Below are 17,430 nucleotides of genomic sequence, written 5' to 3'. Positions count from 1 at the left end.
CGGTCGCTCGACGGGTCGAGCGGCGGCGAAAAGGCGAGTCGAACTCGAATCGGCGGCCGGCTTACAGCTCGTCCTCGAAGTCCTCGAGGGCGAAGACGGTGTCCGCGCCGCGGCGGTCGAGCGTCTCGTTGGCGAGGAGCCAGTAGACGACCGACAGCGCGCGACGACCCTTGTTGTTCGTCGGGATGACGAGGTCGACGTTCGACAGCTGGTTGTTCGAGTCGCACATCGCGATCACGGGGATGCCGACGGTGATGGCCTCCTTGACGGCCTGGGCGTCGCCGATCGGGTCGGTCACCACGACGACGTCCGGCTCGATGTAGCCGGCGTAGTCGGGGTTCGTCAGCGTGCCGGGGATGAACCGGCCGGTCCGGGCGCGCGCGCCGACCGCGTCGGCGAACTTCTCGGCCGGGAACCGACCGTACTGCCGCGAGGAGGTGACGAGGATCTGCTCGGGGTCGTAGTTCGCGAGGAAGTCGGCCGCGGTGCGGATCCGGCCGTCCGTCTCGCTCACGTCGAGCACGTAGAGCCCGTCGTCGCGGACGCGGTGGATGAACCGCTCCATGTCCTTCGTCTTCTGTTGGGTCCCGATGTGAACCCCCGCGGAGAGGTAGTCCTCGACGGGGATGAGCAGGTCGACGTCGTCGTCGGGCATGACGTCGTCGTCGAACGGGGAGGCGTCCTCCTCCTCGAGATCCGTCTCGTCGCCCTCGGCGGCCGCCTCGACGTCCACGTCGTCCGCGGCGGTCGGATCCTGCGTTTCGGCGTCGGCGGAGGCCTCCTCGGCACCCGCGTCGGCGGTCGGTTCCTCGGTCGTGTCGGCCTCCTCCTCGACGTCCGCGTCGACCGCCTCGGTCTCGGCGTCCTCGTCGAGTTCGACCGCGTCGTTGTCTTCACTCATGCGTGTGGGTGTCCGTCATACCGCGTCGTCCGCGATGCGGACCAGTTCGTTCAGCTTGGCGGTTCGCTCGCCGCCGACCGTGCCCGTCTTGATGTAGGCGGCGTCGGTCGCCACGGCGAGGTGTGCGATGGTCGTGTCCTCCGTCTCGCCCGAGCGGTGGGAGATGACGCTCTCCATCCCGTTCCGGGTCGCGAGCTCGACCGCGTCGAACGCGTCCGAGAGCGTCCCGATCTGGTTCGGCTTGATCAGGATGCTGTTTCCCGCGCCGACGTCGATCCCCTCGCGGAGCCGCTCGACGTTGGTGACGAAGAGGTCGTCGCCGCAGATCAGCGTCCGGTCGCCCACGCGCTCGGTGAGCTCCGCGAACGCCTCGTAGTCGTTCTCGTCGAGCGGGTCCTCGACGTACGCGAGGTCGTACTCCTCGACGAGACCGGCGACGTACTCGATCTGCTCGTCGGTCGACTTCGTCTCCTCGCCGTAGACGTAGGCGTCGGCCTCGTCGTCGTACAGCTCGGCCGCGGCCATGTCGAGCCCGAAGCGGATCTCGAAGCCGACCTCGGCTTCGACCGTCTCGACGGCCTCCGCGACGACCTCGAACGCCTCGGCGTCCGAGATCGGCGGGGCCCACGCGCCCTCGTCGCCCTTCGCCGCGGGCACGCCGCGCTCGTCGAGCACGTCCGCGACCGCCGCGTGGACCGCGGCGTTCGCGAAGACGGCCTCGGAGACGCTCGGCGCGCCGACCGGCGCGGCGAGGAACTCCTGGATGTGGGTCGCCTCCTTGGCGTGTTCCCCGCCGCCGACGACGTTGCCGAGCGGCACGGGGAAGTTCTCGCCGCGGAACGCCCCTCCCAAATGCTGGTACAGCGGCGCGCCGAGCACGTCCGCGCCGGCCTTCGCCGCCGCCATCGAGATCGCGACCGCGCTGTTCGCGCCGATCGCGGAGAAGTCGTCGGTGCCGTCGGCCGCGCGCAACGCGGCGTCGACCGACCGCTGGTCGCCGGCGAAGCGCCCCTCGAGCCGCGGCACCGCGCGCTCGCGGGCCTTCGCGATCGACTCCTCGGCGGGGAGCTCGATCGCCTCGAACTCGCCGGTCGACGCGCCGCTCGGTGCGGCCGCGCGACCGAAGCCGCCGGACTCCGTGAGCACGTCGGCCTCGACCGTCGGGTTGCCCCGCGAGTCGAGGATCCGACGCAGCGACACGTTGGTGATACGGGTCACGCGTCGGCCTCCCGCCGGACCGTGAACGGGAGCGCGCCCGCGTCGTACTCCTCCGCGGCGACGAGGATCGGCTCCGTCTGGTCCGTCTCGATCAGCACGGGGGCCCCGTAGGACACCTGTAGGGCTCGCGCCCCGAGGATCCGCGCCTTCTCGTACCGATTGTATCTCTGTGTTGACATTCTTACTGGTACGGCGAGACGACGTCGACGAGATCCCGGTGGCTCACCAGCATCCGCCGACAGCAGTGTCGGTTCACGCCGAGGTCGTCGAGCACCTCGCCGGGGTCCTCGTCTCCCTCGCGGGCGCGCTCCTTGAACTCCTCCCAGTGTTCACCCACGACGTTGCCGCACGTGAAACACCGGACGGGGATCATCATGACTGGATCACCTCAGCGGTAGGACTTCTGGTAGCGGGCACGCGCCCCGGGTCCGCCCCACTTCTTGGGTTCGGACTGGCGCACGTCGTTGACCAGCAGCGTGCGGTCGAAGCTCATGTACGCGTCGCGCAGCTCGGCGTCGCCGAGGTGCTGGACGAGCCCGCGAGCGATGGCGGTCCGCGTTGCGTCCGCCTGCCCGCTGAACCCGCCGCCGGCCACGTCGATGTCGATGTCGACGCCGTCGCGGATGTCGTCGCCGGCGATGCGGAACGGCTCCAGCATCTTGAGGCGCGCCTGCTCTGGTTCGACCAGCTCGACCGGCTGGGAGTTGATTCGAACGCGGCCCTCGCCGTCGCGCACCGTGGCGCGGGCGACGGCCGTCTTCTTCTTACCGGAGGTGTTCGTTACCATGTGACGTTAGCTCCCAGGGACTCGGAGACGTCCCCGAGCGTGGTGAACTTGATGTTCGAGAGTCGGTCCAGCGACGTGCCGTCGAGGACGACCGCCTCGGCGTCCTCGTCGCGCTCGTAGGGGTTGCCCACGTAGACGCGGACGTTCGAGAAGGCCTCGCGGCCGTCCTCGCTCTTGTACGGCAGCATTCCGCGGATGGCCCGCTTGAAGATGCGGTCCGGCCGCTTGGGGTAGTACGGCCCGCTGTCCGAGCCGAGGTTGGCGCGGGTGTGGTAGGTCTCCATCGTCGCCTCCTCGTTGCCCGTGATCACCGCGTGTTCGGCGTTGACCACGGCGACCGTCTCCCCGTCGAGGACGCGCTGGGCGACCTTCGAGGAGACCCGGCCCAGAATGCAGTCCCGGGCGTCGACGACGACGTCGGCGTCGACCTTCGCGAGGCTCATCGGATCACCCGGACGTTGCCGCCCTCGGGGTTGTCCTCGACGAACCGGTCGAGCGACACCGCCTCGCCGGCCTGGTCGATCTTCGCGCGGGCGGTGCCCGAGAAGTCGACGGCGGCGACGGTGACGTTCTTTTCGAGTACGCCGCTGCCCAGCACCTTGCCGGGAACGACGACCGTCTCGTCTTCGTTTGCGTACCGTTCGATGCGACCCAGATTGACCTCGGCGTGGGTACGCCGGGGTTTCTCCAGTCGGTCGGCGACGTCCTGCCACACGTTGGCACCGGAGTCACGCGAGACCGACTTCAGATCGGCGATGAGGTTCTGTAAGTTCGGATTCGTCTTGCTACTCATAGCTGTCTCTCCCTGTGGGGGTTCCTGAAAAGCGGAGTGCAGGGAGCAGGATTTGAACCTGCGGACCTCTACAGGACAGCGCCCTGAACGCTGCGCCGTTGGCCTGACTTGGCTATCCCTGCGTGCACTCCTGGGTAATCCGGCTCCCTTCAAACCACTTTCGGTCCCGCCGTTCGGGGCCGCGCCGTCGTCCGCGACGGCGTCGCCGCTCGCGACCGGGGCGAGCGCCGTGTGGGTGGTTCGGGGAGTCGACATTCCTTAGACCGCGACCTTCGTTCGAAGTTCGTCCGCGCGCTCCTCGAGGGAGTCGATCGCGCGGAGCAGCAGTTCCTCGACCGTGAACGAGCCGTCCGTCTCGATGTGGAAGACGAACGCGCCGGGGACGTCCTCGACGCGCACCTCCTTTCCGGGGTACCGCTCCGAGAGGTCGTTGCCGAACTCGTCGGTGGCGACGACCTCCCCCTCGGGCGTCTCGATGACGCCGCGGAGGACGCGCGGCTCCTCGTCGTCGAACTCGCCGCGGTCGCCCTCGACCGCGACGCGCTGGAGGTGTCTGTAGCCGACGGAGACGCCGCCCTGGTGTTTGGCGTGCTCCCTGCCGGCCTCGAGGACCGCGTCGGCCTCGAACTCCAGCCGCTGTCCCTCCTTCAGTTCGACGATGGGCACGTTCTCGTCGGCGGGCTCGACCAGCGGCTCCGCGGACTCGATGTCCCCGGAGTAGGCGGTGGCCGGCCCCTCGACGTCGAGCGCGAGCGTGACGGTGTCGCCGATCTCGAACTCGTCGAGCGGCGTCGTCAGCGGAACGAGCCCCAGTCGGAGCCCGATCATCTCGTCGAACATCACGGAGGAGTTCTCGACGAACCGCACCGTGTCTATCGAGAACGTCGGGACGTCGGCGATCATCGCGCGGCGGATGCCGTTCGCGAACGCCGGCGTGAGCCCGCGGATCAGCACCCGCGCGCTGCGATCGTCCCGTTCGACGTACTCCACGTCGAAGTCGGCTTCCGTCATGTCAGACTCGCTTGTTCTTCGGCGCCTTCGTCCCGTCGTGCGGGATGGGCGTGACGTCCTCGATCCGGCCGATCTCGACGCCGGCACGCGAGAGCGCACGGATCGTCGCCTGCGCGCCGGGGCCGGTCGACTTGTTGAGGTTGCCGCCGGGGCCGCGCACGCGGACGTGGACGCCCTCCAAGCCGGCCTCTTTGACCCGCTCTGCGACGACCTCGGCCATCTGCATGGCGGCGTACGGCGACGCCTCGTCTCGGTTCTGCTTCACCACGGTGCCGCCGGACGACTTGGCGATCGTCTCCGCGCCGGTCTCGTCGGTGACCGTGATGAGCGTGTTGTTGAACGACGCGTACACGTGGGCGATGCCCCACTTTCCGTCCTCGGATCCACTCATGATTGGTTACTCCTGTGACTCCGCGCGCTCGGGGTGGAGATCGTCCGCGAGCGGGCTCGTCTCGTCGAAGGCGATCGCGCCCTCGTCGCTCACGTCCACCTTCACCGAGGGCCGCGTCACGCGGGCCCCGTCGACGGTGACGTGTCCGTGAACGATGAACTGTCGGGCCTGCTTCGTCGAGGAGGCGAACCCCTGTCGGTACGCCACCGTCTGGAGGCGGCGCTCGAGGAGGTCCGTCACGTCCAGCGACAGGACCGCCGAGATGTCGTCGTTGTCGCCGAGCACGCCGATGCGACGGAGCCGTGCGACGAACTCCGCGCCGGCGTCCTGGGCGGCCTCGACGTCACCCTGGGCCTCGCCGAGGAGGCGTCGGGCCTCCCGGCGCATGCGGCGCAGCTCCGACTGCGCCCGCCAGAGCTCCTCTTTGTTCTTCAGGCCGTACCGCGAGAGGAGGTCGGACTCCTCGGCGATCCGCTCGCCCTGGTACGGGTGGTTCGGCGTCTCGTAGCCTTTGGTGTTCTTGCCGGTGCTCATTCCTCGTCACCCGCTTCCTCGTCGGCCATCTCCTCGCGGATCTCCTCGACGTTGACGCCGATGGTCCCCTCGGTCCGGCCCGTGGACTTCGTCCGCTGGCCGCGGACCTTCTGGCCGCGCTTGTGGCGGACGCCCTTGTACGATTCGATCTGCTTCATCCGGTTGATGTCGTGACGCCGCTTCTCGTTGACGTCCGTGCCCACGAGGTGGGTCGTCTCCCCGGTGAAGAAGTCGCTCTGTCGGTTGGTCATCCATGACGGGACGTGGTCCTCGAGGTTCTCGGCGACGTCGACCACCGCCTCGATCTCCTCCTCGTCGAGGAGCCCGAACGTGGACGTTCGGTCCACGCCGGCCTCCTCGGCGACCAGCCGCGCCATGCGCGTGCCGATGCCGTTGAGTTCAGATAGGCTTCGCTCGACCGTCTTCGTCCCGTCGAGGTCCGCTCCCCCGATCCGAACGAAGTACTGGAGGTCTTCGGCCTCCTCCGGCGAGTCGTCCTGTGATTCTTCCGTGCTCATGTGTTGATCGCAGTGAGCCCTACCGGCGCGATCCGGCGGTGCTCGGTTGTTTCGAGCGTTGCGGCGGGGATTCGAACCCCGGAGGCAGTGACGCCACAGAGTTAGCAACCCTGCGCCTTGGGCCAGGCTTGGCTACCGCAACTCGCGTCGTATCGTCGCCCTCGCGGACTCGGGGTCCGGCACCCCTGCAGTTCGTGCGTCCTGATCAACCGCGCTTCACTACTTAAACATCACGAAAGCCCCGGGACGTGACTCCCGTTGACACGGGATCTCCCGCGTATCGAGGAGCGCCCACGGGGGCCGCCGGCGGCGAGGATCGCTGCCGCCGCCGACGCCGATTGCCATATCGTTTAGTGTGCCGCCGCGGTGGGTGCCTCCATGAAGGCCGTCCAGTTCGACGCCCACGGCGACCGCGACGTGATCGAGTACGGCGAGTTCCCGGACCCCGACCCCGACCGCGGGGAGGTGCTCGTCGACGTCAAGGCCGGCGCGCTGAACCACCTCGACGTCTGGACCCGTCGCGGGCTGCCCGGCGTCGACCTCGACATGCCGCACATCCCCGGCAGCGACGCCGCGGGCGTCGTCGAGGCCGTCGGCGAGGACGTGACCCGGTTCGAGCCCGGCGACCGCGTCGCGGTGAGCGCGGGGGTCGCCTGCGGGAACTGCGAGTTCTGCCGGGACGGCGAGGAGTCGCTCTGCGTCTCCTTCCACATCCTGGGCGAGCACGTCCGGGGCGTCCACGCCGAGCGCGCCGCGGTGCCCGCCGAGAACCTCGTTCCCGTGCCCGACGGCGTCGACTGGGAAGTGGCGGGCTCCGTCTCGCTCGTCTTCCAGACCGCGTGGCGGATGCTTCACACGCGCGCGAACGTGGAGGCGGGCGAGTCGGTCCTCGTCCTCGGCGCGTCCGGCGGCGTCGGCCACGCCGCGGTCCAGATCGCGGACCACGCGGGGTGTGAGGTGTTCGCGACCGCCTCGAGCGAGGCGAAGCTCCGACACGCCGAGGCGTGCGGGGCCGACCACGCCATCGACTACGAGGCGAACGACTTCGCCGAGGAGGTCGCCGACCTGACCGGAAAACGCGGCGTCGACGTCGTCGTCGACCACGTCGGCGCGGCGACGTACCCCGACTCGCTGAAGTCGCTCGCGAAGGGCGGCCGGCTCGTCACCTGCGGGGCGACGACCGGGCCGAACCCGGACGCGGGACTGAACCGCATCTTCTGGAACCAGCTCTCCGTGATCGGCTCGACGATGGCGACGCCGGGCGAGGTCGACGACGTCCTCGAGCTCGTCTGGGACGGCACCTTCGAGCCGCGGATTCGCGAGACGCTGCCGATGAGCGAGGTCGCGCGCGCCCACGAGCTGATCGAGAACCGTGAGGGCTTTGGCAAAGTGGTGGTTAAACCCGACAGTGAGTTCTGAGACCGACGCGGACGGCGGGTACGTCCACACGCCGGGAGACGACTCGGTCGAGAGCGACGCCGCCGAGGCCCCCGAGGCCGCCGTCGACGCGGAACGCCCCGCGACCGACGCCGAGGCCGCCGTCGACGCCCCCCGCGCCACCGACGACGAACCCGCGGAGCCGGCCGCCGACGGCTTCGGCCGGAGGGGTGGGCGCTGACCGTCGTGTTGTTCACCTGCGTCCTCGTCATCCCCGGCGTCATCTACGCGTACCCCTACGCCGCCGGGGCGTTCGGGTTCACCTTCTTCGCGACGTACCTCGCGCTCCCGCTCGTCCCCGCGGTCCTGCTCGGCCTCGTCGCGGTCTGGTCGATGACGGCCGCGACGGAGTAGCACGCGACGGAGTATCGCGCGACGGATCCCACGCGGGGGCCGCTCCGGCCGCGAACGACAATCGTTTTGAACGGGCCTGCCGGAGGGTGGATATGTTGATCACCGTCTCCGGCCCGCCGGGAAGCGGGAAGAGCACGAACGCCGCGGGGCTCGCCGAGGCGCTCGGGCTCGACCACGTCTCCGGCGGCGACATCTTCCGGGAGATGGCCGCGGACCGCGGCATGACGCCCGTCGAGTTCAACGAGCACGCCGAGGACGACGGCGACATCGACCGCGACCTCGACCGCCGGCTCCGCGAGATCGCGACGACCCGCGAGGCGGTCGTCCTCGAGTCGCGGCTGGCCGGCTGGCTCGCCGGCGATCACGCCGACCTGCGGTTCTGGTTCGACGCCCCCGTCGCGGTCCGCGCCGAGCGGATCGCCGACCGGGAGGACAAGCCCGTCTCGCAGGCGCGCGAGGAGACGCTCCGCCGCGAGGCCTCGGAGCGGAAGCGGTACCTGGAGTACTACGACGTCGACATCGACGACCTGTCCATCTACGACGCCGCCTACAACACCGCCCGCTGGGGACCCGACCGGTTCCTCGACGCGCTCGTCGCCACGGTCGAGGCGTACGACCCCGACGACGACGAGGGGAAGGTCCCGATCGAGGGCGTCTCCTACGACTTCTGAAACGCCGCCGAACCCGGAATCCAGCACACACGGACACGAACATGACCGACGATACCGACGCCGGATCCACCAACGCCGACGCCGCGAGCGACGACCCGCTCCGCGCCCCACCCGGCGAGCGCTCGGTCCCGGAGCTGCTCCGGTTCGGCGTCGTCAACGTCGACAAGCCCGCGGGACCCTCCTCCCACCAGCTCTCGGCGTGGGTCCGCGACGCGATCAACGACACGCTCGCGGTCCTCGACCCCGACGGCCCGCGGATCGACGGCGTCGCCCACGCGGGCACGCTCGACCCCAAGGTCACCGGCTGTCTCCCGACGCTCACCGGCATCGCGACCCGGATGGCGCAGGTGTTCCTCGAGGGCGGAAAGGAGTACGTCTCGGTGCTGGAGCTTCACGGTCCCGCGCCCGCGGACTTCCGGGAGGTCGCCGCGGAGTTCGAGGCGGAGATCTACCAGAAGCCGCCCCGGAAGAGCGCGGTCACCCGCCGGCTGCGGACCCGGACGGTCCACGACCTCGACGTGCTCGAACTCGAGGAGCGGCGCGCCCTGCTCCGGATCGGCTGCGAGTCGGGGACGTACGTCCGGAAGCTGTGTCACGACCTCGGGCTCGCCGCCGGCGTCGGCGCGCACATGGGTCACCTCCGCCGGACCGCCACGGATCCGTTCGACGACACGGACCTCCACACGCTCCAGGATCTCGTCGACGCGCTCGCGTGGGCCGAGGAAGGGAAAGAGGAGCTACTCCGCGAGGTGGTCCGCCCCGCCGAGGACGCGCTGGTTCACCTCCCCGCCGTGACGGTCGCGCCCTCCGCCGCACGCAACGTCGCCACCGGCGCGCCCGTCTACGCGCCCGGCGTGATCGACAGCGACCTGGACGCCGCCGATGCCGCGGACACAGCGAACGCGGCGGACCGAGGCGACCGGGAACCCCCGCTCGTCGCCTGTTTCACCCCGGACGGGACGGCGGTCTGTCTCGGCCGGTTCGTCGGCGATCCGGACGCCGAGTCGGGGACGGTCGTCGCGCTCGAACGCGTTCTTTTATAGCCGCGCCGGCGGGGATCCGCCCATGGAAGACGACCGAGACCGACTCGAACTCGGAAGCGCGAGCGCCGCCCCCGGAACCGTCGACCGCGGGTGGCTCGACGTGGCGGACCTCCCGACCGGAACGCCCGAACGCCTTCCCGTCGTCGTCGCCAACGGGACCGATCCGGGCCCGACGCTGTGGCTGACCGGCGGCGTCCACGGCGACGAGGCGACCGGGATCGCGGTCGTCCTCGAGACGATGGACGCGCTCGCCGGGGAGCCGGAAACGAGCGACGCGGGGGCGCTCGCGTCGCTCGCCGGGGCGGTCGTCGCCGTCCCCGTCGTCTCGCCCGCGGGCCTCCGCCGGAACGCCAGACACACCTACTACGACGACGAGGACCCGAACCGGCACTTCCCCGACGCCGACGCGGAGTCCGCGCGCCCGCCGAAGCTCCAGGAGCGGATCGACGCGCGGCTCTACGGGGCGATCGTCGGCGAGGAGGACGCGGGGTCGAACCCGGCCGACGCCGTTGCCGCGGACGCGCTGATCGACTGTCACACCGCGGGCGTCGACAGCGAGCCGTTCGCGATCCGCGACCGGGTCCTGTACGGCGACCGCCGGAGCGAGTCGGACGCGGAGGCGCTCGCGGCCGACCTCGAGTCGGTCGTCGACGCCTTCGGCTTCCCGACCCTCACGGAGTACCCGGCCGCGGAGTACGTCGAGGAGGACCTCCAGCGGTCGCTGGCGGGGGCGGTCCTCAACGAGGCCGGCATCCCGTCGTTCACCGCCGAGCTCGGCTCGCACTCCGTCGTCGACGACCGCCTCGTCGCGGGCGGCGTCGCCGGGGCGTTCGCGGTCGCGGTCGAACTCGGGATGCTCGCCCCCGACGACGTGCCCACGGGCGTCGGCGACCCCGGAGCGTACGTCGAGAGCGCGCCCGTCGACTACCCAGTCCGGCGGTACCGCGGCCCGACGACCGACGTCTCGGGACTGGTTCGCCATCGCGTCGACGCGGGCGAGACGATCGCCGAGGGCGACGTCCTCGCGGAGATCACCTCGGCGACGGGCGAGGAGCGGGGGACCGTCGAGGCCGACCACGACGGCTACGTGATCTCGCGATGTGAGGGGATGGCCGTCTACGAGGGCGACCCGATCGCGAGCCTGGCGGTGCGCGACGACGGCGACCTCGTCGTTCCCCGCGAGGGCGGCGACGACTGAAACGAAGTCCTTAATTACGGGACGGCCGTTCCTCCGAGTGCGACCCGGGACCGTGGGGTAGTGGTATCCTCTGCGGATGGGGTCCGTAGGACCTGAGTTCGACTCTCAGCGGTCCCATCAAAAATTTTACTGGCCTCCATTATCGAGGACTTCAGTGCCTTCTAACGCCCGAAAACGGCATTCGGGGGTGCGCTATGAACCGCCGGATCGGCGGTTCCGACGACACCGGCACTTGCCGCCACTGCGACCGCCACGTATCAGATCGCTTTCAGTCAGTGTTCGGTAATCGGGACGACGCTCGCATATCTCACCGGAGGCGACGTGAACGTCCACGAGAAACGCGATGCGTACGACCCTGCGCCGGTTCAGAACACGGGAACGCGTCATCCGACACACCGCACGGATTTATACGGTCTCACGCTAGTCACGGACACACCGCATGCCCGAACGAACCCGCCGGCACCCCGCGTCGCGATGAGCGACCGCGCGGCGCGCCCGTCGTCACCGCTGAACGGGCTGTCGGTTCTCGCGCTCGTCAGCGCCGTCTTCGCCGCCGTTCTGATCGCCACGTACCTCCAGTACGTGCTGCTCGCGGTCGTCATCGCGTACGTGTTGACGCCGCTCCAGAGACGGGCCGAGGAGCACGTGCGGTCGGACGTCGCCGCGGTGTCGGTGATCGGCGGGTCGATCCTCGTGGTGTTCATCCCGCTAGCGTACGTCCTCACCGTGGCGCTCCGGCAGGGGCTCGCGCTCCTCACCGCCCTCCGCCGCGGCGAGTTGCGCCAGTTCGTGGTCGAGGAGATCGAGCTCTTCGGATACGTCATCGACATCGACGTCCTCTACGCGACCTACCAGGAGCCGATCAGCGCCGCGATACAGCGGCTCGCGAGCTGGGGGCTGGGGCTGCTCCGCGGGCTCCCGGACCTGACTGTAGGGCTGTCGGTGACGCTTTTCGTCCTCTTCGCGCTGTTGCGCGACGGCGACCGGCTGGCCGAGTGGGCACTCACCGTCGCGCCGGTCTCCGACCGCGTCCAGCGGGACCTGATGGCGGAGCTCGACGACCTGATGTGGGCCTCGGTCGTCGGCAACGTCATCGTCGCCGGGATCCAGGCGCTGCTTCTCGGCGTCGGGCTGTTCCTCCTCGGCGTGCCCGGCGTCACGTTCCTCACCGTGGCCGCCTTCGTGCTCACGCTGCTCCCGCTCGTCGGGTCGTTCGGCGTCTGGGTCCCGCTGTCGGTGTACCTCCTCGCGCGGGGTCGGACCACCGCGGCCGTCCTGCTTTTCGTCTTCGGCGTCCTCGTCAGCCTCTCGGACACGTACCTCCGGCCCGCCGTGATCAACCGTGCCGGCGCGATCAACGTCGCGATCATCGTCGTGGGGATCTTCGGCGGGATCGTCCTCTTCGGCGGGGTCGGCCTCTTCGTCGGGCCGGTCGCGCTCGGCGGGGCGAAGGTCGTCCTCGACCTCTACGCGCGCGAACGCGAGGCGGACGCGACGGCGGTCGACAGACGGACCGAGTGAGAAGAACGGGGTGGCCGCTCAGTAGACGTACTCGTCTTCGTCGATCGTCACGTAGCCGCGTTTCGTCTTCCGCTTGTTCCACTTGTAGCCGAGGACGAGCTTCAGCGACTCCCAGCCCGATCGGTACGGCTGTGCGAGGAGGCCGTCGCCGGCCTCCACGGCGAGCATCGCGTCCGCCGCGCCGATGATCCGGTCCCAGTCGGCCGGCGTGTAGTCGGCGACCATGTCCGCCATCGTGACGTTCCGGACGACCTCGTCGCCGATGGCCTCCTTCCAGCGCCGGTTGTACGGGGCCAGATCGCCGGCGGCCGCCAGCTCGCCCGCGATCGCGCCGGTGCGGACGGCGACGTGGTCGCCGCCCTCGTGGAACGCCGAGGTGGTCCCCATCGCGCCGCCGGCCACCGCGATCCCCGCCCCGGTCGGGGAGTCGATCGGCCGCGTCGAGGAGATCGGGTACGTCTCGGTCCCGCCGCGCTTGCCCGCGTCCTCGACGAGCGGGAACGCCTCCTCGACGTCGTACTCGTCGCCGTACTGCCACTCCAGCAGCCGGCGGACGTACTCCGCGCCGCTCGGGATCGAGTCGTCGTCCGCCGAGAGCAGCTCGTAGGCGTCGACGTCGAAGTCGTCGATGTCCATCCCGATCGGCATCGTGAGCCCGATCCGGCAGACGCGGTCCTGGTTCGGGAAGATCCACGGGTACGCGGTCTCGCCGGGCATCACGCCCCACCAGAAGACGATGGCGTCGTTCACCTCCTCGTACACCGCCTCGGGCACGCGGCGGTACTCCTGGTAGGCGATGTGGTTGGCCTCCGGCGGCGCGAGCCGGTCGGACCCGCCCTTCCCGGTCGGGAGGTACTCGTCGAGCACGCGGTTCGTCACCGTCCGCTGCGGGCCGTCCGCGAGCACGACGAAGTCGGCCCCGATCTCGTCGCCGTCGGCGAGCGTGAGCGTGTGCCGGGGCGTCCCACCGTCCGATCCCGCGTCGAGGTCGGTGTCGACGCCGCGGACCGAGACGCCGACTCGATACTCCGCGCCGGCCTCCTCGGCGCGCTCGCGGAGCCAGTCGTCGAAGCGGGCGCGGTGGAAGGTGTAGCCGAACCGGTCGTAGGAGGAGTCGATGCCCGTGTCGTACAGGGTCGCGGCGGCCGAGGGCCCGCGGAACTCCGCCCGGTCCAGCTCCCGTTGGACGACGCCGTCGTCGAACTCGTCCGGGTGGATCCCCATGATGTCGACCCAGTAGTCCAGGATCCCGGCGGCGTCGGTGGAGTCGGGACCGAGCCCCTCGCGGTCGGCTCGCGGCACGCCCTTCTCCAACACGAGGGCGTCGGCACCGCCGCTCGCGGCCGCGTGCGCCGCGGACGAACCGGCAGGGCCCCCGCCAACGATCGCGACGTCTACGCGTTCCATACCCTGTGAGGTCGACCTCACGGCATTAAATTCACGGTCGCCGCCGGGATCCGCGAGCCGCCGCGGGGTTCGGACGTCTCCGCATTCGCCGAGGCGCTCCACGTCGGCTCCCGGTCGGCCGAGCTCGATCGAAAACGATCGTTCATCCAGTTTTGGCGGAAATACTCGGCGTCGGAAAGACACGCTTTTACTCGCCAACCGGATTCGTCCGATCAACGATGGCACGCGAGACGTGGGCGACACGGATGGGGTTCATCCTTGCGGCGGTCGGGAGCGCGGTGGGGCTCGGGAACGTCTGGCGGTTCCCCTTCATCACCGGCCAGGAGGGCGGCGGGGCGTTCCTGCTCGTCTACCTGCTCTTCGTCGCGCTGATCGGCTTCCCGGCGATCCTCGTCGAGTTCGTGATCGGCCGGTACACCGAACTGAACCCCGTGGGCGCGATACGCGAACTCGGGAGCGGGGCGTGGAACTACCTCGGCTGGCTGTTCGTCGTCACCGGCTTCGTCATCCTCTCGTACTACAGCGTCGTCGCCGGCTGGTTCCTCCGCTACACCCTCATCGGGATCACGGACGGCTACGCGCTCGCGGGACCGGAGGAGGCTGCCGCGCTCTTCGGTACCGTCACCACCGGACTCGATTCCCTCCTGTTCCACGCCGTGTTCATGGCACTCGTCATCGGGATCATCGCGGCCGGCGTGCGGAGGGGCATCGAGCTCGGCGTGAAGGTGATGGTGCCGGCGATCATCGTGCTGCTCGTCGCCCTCGGAGCGTACGCGTTCACGCTGGACGCCGCGGGCGCGGCGTACGCTTACTACCTCACGCCGGACTTCGGCTACCTCGTCGCGAACTGGACGAGCATCCTGCCAGCCGCCGCCGGGCAGGCCTTCTTCACGCTCTCGCTCGGCATGGGCGTGATGATCACCTACGCCTCCTACCTCGGCGAGGACCGGAACCTCGCGGCGGACGCGGGCATCATCGCCGGGCTCGACACGTTCGTCGCCGTGATCGTGGGCTTCGTCGTCTTCCCGTTCCTCTTCGCGGCCGGGATCGAGCCCGGCGGTCCCGGCCCCAGCGCGATCTTCGTGAGCCTCACGTCGGCGTTCGCCGGGATCCCCGCCGGCCGAGTCCTCGGGATCGTGTTCTTCTCGATGGTCGGGATCGCGGCGCTCTCCTCCGCCATCAGCATTCTCGAAGTGCTCGTCTCGTATCTCATCGACGAGTTCGCCGTCGCTCGCGTCCCGGCCGCGACGGCCATCGGCGTCGCCGTCTTCCTGCTCGGCGTCCCGGTGACGATCGATCTGATATTCCTCAGCCTCTACGACAGCCTGGCCGACGGGATCCTGCTCGTGTTGGGCTCGCTGCTGCTCGCGCTGTTCGTCGGTTGGGTCGTCCCCGACGCCGCCAGAGCGGAACTCGAGAGGGGGATCGGCGACCTCGGCTCGCTCGGCACTGCCTGGATCTGGATCGTCCGGATCCCGATCGCCGTCGTCGTCCTCGTCTCGCTGTATCTGGGCGTCGTCGACTACGTCGACTTCCTGACCGGCGACCTCGCCGAGTGGCTGGCCGCACGGTAGGACACCTCGACAGGATCGCCGTGTCACGACCGAACCTCCCGGCCGGACCGACCGCTTAAAGACGAACGGGCCTGAACGTCCGCCAGTGAGCGAACCGATCCCGACCGGCTGTGAGCCGGTCGACGACCTGCTCGGCGGCGGGTTCGAGCGCGGGGTCGTCACGCAGGTGTACGGCCCGCCCGCCGCGGGCAAGACCAACCTCGCGCTCGCCGCGGCCATCGAGGTCGCGGCGGCCGGCGACCGGTCGCTCTTCATCGACACCGAGGGGCTCTCGATCGACCGGTTCGAGCAGATGGCGGGCGCGCGCGTCGACCGGCCGAACGTCGACGAGAGCGTCGAGGAACTGGCCTCGCGGCTGGTGATCACCGAGGCGTACGACTTCGAGGACCAGCGCGAGGCCGTCCGCGACGCCGAGGAACTCGCGGGGGAGGTCGATCTGATCGTGTTGGACTCCGCGACCGGCTTCTACCGGCTCGAGCGCGCCGACGACACTGAGGGCGGCCAGTCGCTCCGGAAGGTCGCCAAACAGGTGACACACCTCCTCTCTCTGGCGCGGCGACACGACATCGCGGTGGTGATCACGAACCAGGTGTTCACGGACCCCGAAAGCGATCGCGACCGCGCGCTCGGCGGCAACACGCTCAACCACTGGACCGGCGCGATCCTGCGCGTCGACCGCTTCCGCGGCGGGAACCGCCGGGCGACCCTGGAGAAACACCGTTCGAAGCCCGCCGGCGACTCCGCCACGTTCCGGATCGTCGAGGCGGGGTTGGCGGCGGGCGCGAGCGACGACTAGGCGGGGGACGGAACGCCGGTCGAGGAGCGGATCGATCGAGCAGGAACGCGAAAAGAATCGGGAGACCGAGTGAGCAGCCGGAACGCCGGGTCGACGCCGCGTGAGACGGACCGCTCAGAGCTCGCCGAGCTTCCGGAGCAGCTGGCCGCGGTACTCCTCGTCGGCGTTGACGCCCTTGATCTCGAGGACGTTCCGCTCCAGCTTGTCGAGCGCCACGTGGAAGGCGTGTTCCGCGCCGTACCCCTCGCCGGAGCCGCCGACCTGTCCCTGGTCCGTCCGGAGGCGGATCTGACACTGGATGAGCGGGGTGCCGCGGAGCTTCTCTTTGTGCTGGTGGAGCCGGACGTGCGCGTGCATCACCTGCATCTGGGCGTACTTGTCCGCCACGCTCTCTATCGACTCGACGACGTGTTCGCGCGAGGTGCGGTCGAGCAGGTCGACGTTCGTGATCTGGACGTCGAGCGAGTCCTCCTCGGTGAAGGTGAGCGCGCGCAACACGTCGGTCTTGGTCACCATCCCCGCGACCGCCTCGACGCCCTCGGGGGTGACGACGAGCCCGGAGACCTCGTTGTCGAACATGCGGGAGACCGCCTCCTTCGCGGTCTCGTCGGCGGTCGCGGTCACGACCGGGCTCGACATGATGTCGTAGACGGGGAGATCGAGCATGCGGTCGATGTCGCCGGCGCGGTCGCCGCTGCCCTGTCGCTCCTGGTCGCGGACGACGAACTCGACGATGTCGTTCGTGGTGACGACGCCGGCGAGCATCCCGTCGTCGTCGAGCACCGGCAGTCTGGAGATCCCGTTCTCGCGGAGCCGGTTTATCGCCCGCCCCACGCTGTCCTTCTCGTTGATGCCGATCACGTCGGTCGTGGCGATCTGATCGACCGTGATGGCGTCGAGGCTCTCTAAGACGGCCTCGAGGATCTGATCGACGGTGATGATGCCGTAGAGTTTCTCGCCCTCGTAGACGGGGGCGATCTTCACGTCGCCCTCGACGAGGAGGCGGGCCGTTTCGCGGACGTCCTCCGTCCGCTTCACCGAGGGCGCGGGCTTGACGACGGCGGAGACCTTGGTGTCGTCCTCCATCCGCGAGCGCAGCAGCTGTTTCTCGCCGACGACTCCCGCGTACTCGCCGTCCTCGGTGACGACTATCCCCTTCGGGTTCTCGCGCTCGAAGATGGATCGGACCTTGGCGAGCCGCTCGTCGGCGTCGACCTCGACGTACTCCGGCACTGCGATATCAGCGATGTTCATGGTCCAACGGGAACGTTGGACG

The 17,430-nt window shown here is 69.5% G+C and carries 20 protein-coding genes, 3 tRNA genes and 1 pseudogene; 9 read left to right on the top strand and 15 right to left on the bottom strand.

Annotated elements, in window-relative coordinates; genetic code table 11:
- Positions 1-61: 61 nt before the first annotated feature.
- The 13 genes from rpsB to AXA68_RS12660 all read right to left on the bottom strand — a co-directional run bounded on the left by rpsB (position 62) and on the right by AXA68_RS12660 (position 6,295).
- Positions 62-901 (bottom strand): 30S ribosomal protein S2, encoded by an 840-nt coding sequence (gene rpsB, locus AXA68_RS12720; RefSeq protein ID WP_066417414.1) that lies wholly within the window; start codon positions 899-901, stop codon positions 62-64.
- A gap of 15 nt (positions 902-916) precedes the next feature.
- Positions 917-2,119 carry a phosphopyruvate hydratase gene (gene eno / locus AXA68_RS12715; protein ID WP_066417413.1) on the bottom strand — a complete coding sequence of 401 codons (1,203 nt, stop codon included), beginning with the start codon at positions 2,117-2,119 and terminating at the stop codon, positions 917-919.
- Positions 2,116-2,298, bottom strand: a complete 183-nt coding sequence (locus tag AXA68_RS12710; RefSeq protein ID WP_066417411.1) for a DNA-directed RNA polymerase subunit K — start codon at positions 2,296-2,298, stop codon at positions 2,116-2,118. Before AXA68_RS12710 ends, eno begins: the two co-directional genes overlap by 4 nt.
- Before the next feature lie 2 nt (positions 2,299-2,300).
- Complete coding sequence (locus AXA68_RS12705; protein WP_066417409.1) at positions 2,301-2,495, bottom strand: DNA-directed RNA polymerase subunit N; 195 nt, start codon at positions 2,493-2,495, stop codon at positions 2,301-2,303.
- A 12-nt stretch (positions 2,496-2,507) separates the two neighbouring features.
- Positions 2,508-2,906 carry a 30S ribosomal protein S9 gene (locus AXA68_RS12700; RefSeq protein WP_066417406.1) on the bottom strand — a complete coding sequence of 133 codons (399 nt, stop codon included), beginning with the start codon at positions 2,904-2,906 and terminating at the stop codon, positions 2,508-2,510.
- Positions 2,900-3,349, bottom strand: a complete 450-nt coding sequence (locus AXA68_RS12695) for a 50S ribosomal protein L13 (RefSeq protein ID WP_066417404.1) — start codon at positions 3,347-3,349, stop codon at positions 2,900-2,902. Before AXA68_RS12695 ends, AXA68_RS12700 begins: the two co-directional genes overlap by 7 nt.
- Positions 3,346-3,699 (bottom strand): 50S ribosomal protein L18e, encoded by a 354-nt coding sequence (locus tag AXA68_RS12690; RefSeq protein ID WP_066417401.1) that lies wholly within the window; start codon positions 3,697-3,699, stop codon positions 3,346-3,348. The genes AXA68_RS12695 and AXA68_RS12690 overlap by 4 nt, the downstream gene beginning before the upstream one ends.
- A gap of 37 nt (positions 3,700-3,736) precedes the next feature.
- Positions 3,737-3,821, bottom strand: a tRNA-Leu gene (locus AXA68_RS12685).
- Between the two features lie 136 nt (positions 3,822-3,957).
- The gene (locus AXA68_RS12680) at positions 3,958-4,710 is read right to left on the bottom strand and encodes a DNA-directed RNA polymerase subunit D (RefSeq protein ID WP_066417399.1); all 753 of its coding nucleotides are present in this window, start codon (positions 4,708-4,710) and stop codon (positions 3,958-3,960) included.
- A gap of 1 nt (position 4,711) precedes the next feature.
- Positions 4,712-5,101, bottom strand: coding sequence for a 30S ribosomal protein S11 (locus AXA68_RS12675; protein WP_066417396.1), 390 nt, complete (start codon positions 5,099-5,101; stop codon positions 4,712-4,714).
- A 6-nt stretch (positions 5,102-5,107) separates the two neighbouring features.
- Positions 5,108-5,635: a 30S ribosomal protein S4 gene (locus AXA68_RS12670; RefSeq protein WP_066417395.1), complete on the bottom strand. Its 528-nt coding sequence runs from the start codon at positions 5,633-5,635 to the stop codon at positions 5,108-5,110.
- Entirely contained in the window at positions 5,632-6,153 is a 522-nt protein-coding gene (locus AXA68_RS12665; RefSeq protein ID WP_066417392.1) for a 30S ribosomal protein S13, read from the bottom strand. The genes AXA68_RS12670 and AXA68_RS12665 overlap by 4 nt, the downstream gene beginning before the upstream one ends.
- A 56-nt stretch (positions 6,154-6,209) precedes the next feature.
- Positions 6,210-6,295: transfer RNA gene (locus tag AXA68_RS12660), tRNA-Ser, on the bottom strand.
- A 236-nt stretch (positions 6,296-6,531) separates the two neighbouring features.
- Between AXA68_RS12660 and AXA68_RS12655 the strand changes: the two genes are divergently transcribed.
- The 7 genes and pseudogenes from AXA68_RS12655 to AXA68_RS12625 all read left to right on the top strand — a co-directional run bounded on the left by AXA68_RS12655 (position 6,532) and on the right by AXA68_RS12625 (position 12,377).
- Positions 6,532-7,572 carry a zinc-binding dehydrogenase gene (locus AXA68_RS12655; RefSeq protein WP_066417389.1) on the top strand — a complete coding sequence of 347 codons (1,041 nt, stop codon included), beginning with the start codon at positions 6,532-6,534 and terminating at the stop codon, positions 7,570-7,572.
- Positions 7,562-7,944, top strand: a pseudogene (locus AXA68_RS12650) (hypothetical protein). The gene AXA68_RS12655 and the pseudogene AXA68_RS12650 overlap by 11 nt, the downstream one beginning before the upstream one ends.
- A gap of 92 nt (positions 7,945-8,036) precedes the next feature.
- The gene (cmk, locus tag AXA68_RS12645; protein WP_066417387.1) at positions 8,037-8,615 is read left to right on the top strand and encodes a (d)CMP kinase; all 579 of its coding nucleotides are present in this window, start codon (positions 8,037-8,039) and stop codon (positions 8,613-8,615) included.
- 41 nt (positions 8,616-8,656) lie between these two features.
- Positions 8,657-9,658 carry an RNA-guided pseudouridylation complex pseudouridine synthase subunit Cbf5 gene (locus tag AXA68_RS12640; RefSeq protein WP_066417384.1) on the top strand — a complete coding sequence of 334 codons (1,002 nt, stop codon included), beginning with the start codon at positions 8,657-8,659 and terminating at the stop codon, positions 9,656-9,658.
- A 22-nt stretch (positions 9,659-9,680) separates the two neighbouring features.
- The gene (locus tag AXA68_RS12635) at positions 9,681-10,856 is read left to right on the top strand and encodes a succinylglutamate desuccinylase/aspartoacylase family protein (RefSeq protein ID WP_066417381.1); all 1,176 of its coding nucleotides are present in this window, start codon (positions 9,681-9,683) and stop codon (positions 10,854-10,856) included.
- Positions 10,857-10,902: 46 nt separating this feature from the next.
- A tRNA-Pro gene (locus AXA68_RS12630) sits at positions 10,903-10,973 on the top strand.
- 357 nt (positions 10,974-11,330) lie between these two features.
- Complete coding sequence (locus tag AXA68_RS12625; RefSeq protein ID WP_080505256.1) at positions 11,331-12,377, top strand: AI-2E family transporter; 1,047 nt, start codon at positions 11,331-11,333, stop codon at positions 12,375-12,377.
- A gap of 18 nt (positions 12,378-12,395) precedes the next feature.
- On the opposite strand, the gene AXA68_RS12620 is transcribed toward AXA68_RS12625, so the two are convergent.
- Positions 12,396-13,784 (bottom strand): NAD(P)/FAD-dependent oxidoreductase, encoded by a 1,389-nt coding sequence (locus AXA68_RS12620; RefSeq protein ID WP_066417378.1) that lies wholly within the window; start codon positions 13,782-13,784, stop codon positions 12,396-12,398.
- Positions 13,785-14,002: 218 nt separating this feature from the next.
- On the opposite strand from AXA68_RS12620, the gene AXA68_RS12615 reads away from it, so the two are divergent.
- Positions 14,003-15,358, top strand: coding sequence for a sodium-dependent transporter (locus AXA68_RS12615; RefSeq protein WP_066417375.1), 1,356 nt, complete (start codon positions 14,003-14,005; stop codon positions 15,356-15,358).
- Positions 15,359-15,443: 85 nt separating this feature from the next.
- Entirely contained in the window at positions 15,444-16,154 is a 711-nt protein-coding gene (gene radB, locus AXA68_RS12610; RefSeq protein WP_066417372.1) for a DNA repair and recombination protein RadB, read from the top strand.
- A gap of 114 nt (positions 16,155-16,268) precedes the next feature.
- On the opposite strand, the gene AXA68_RS12605 is transcribed toward radB, so the two are convergent.
- Positions 16,269-17,408, bottom strand: a complete 1,140-nt coding sequence (locus AXA68_RS12605) for a CBS domain-containing protein (RefSeq protein WP_066417369.1) — start codon at positions 17,406-17,408, stop codon at positions 16,269-16,271.
- Positions 17,409-17,430 lie beyond the last annotated feature (22 nt).

It is taken from the genome of Halorubrum aethiopicum (genome assembly GCF_001542905.1).
Lineage (GTDB): Archaea > Halobacteriota > Halobacteria > Halobacteriales > Haloferacaceae > Halorubrum > Halorubrum aethiopicum.
The sequence above is the reverse complement of the archived record's forward strand: the minus strand, read 5'-3'. Positions and strand labels throughout refer to the sequence as shown.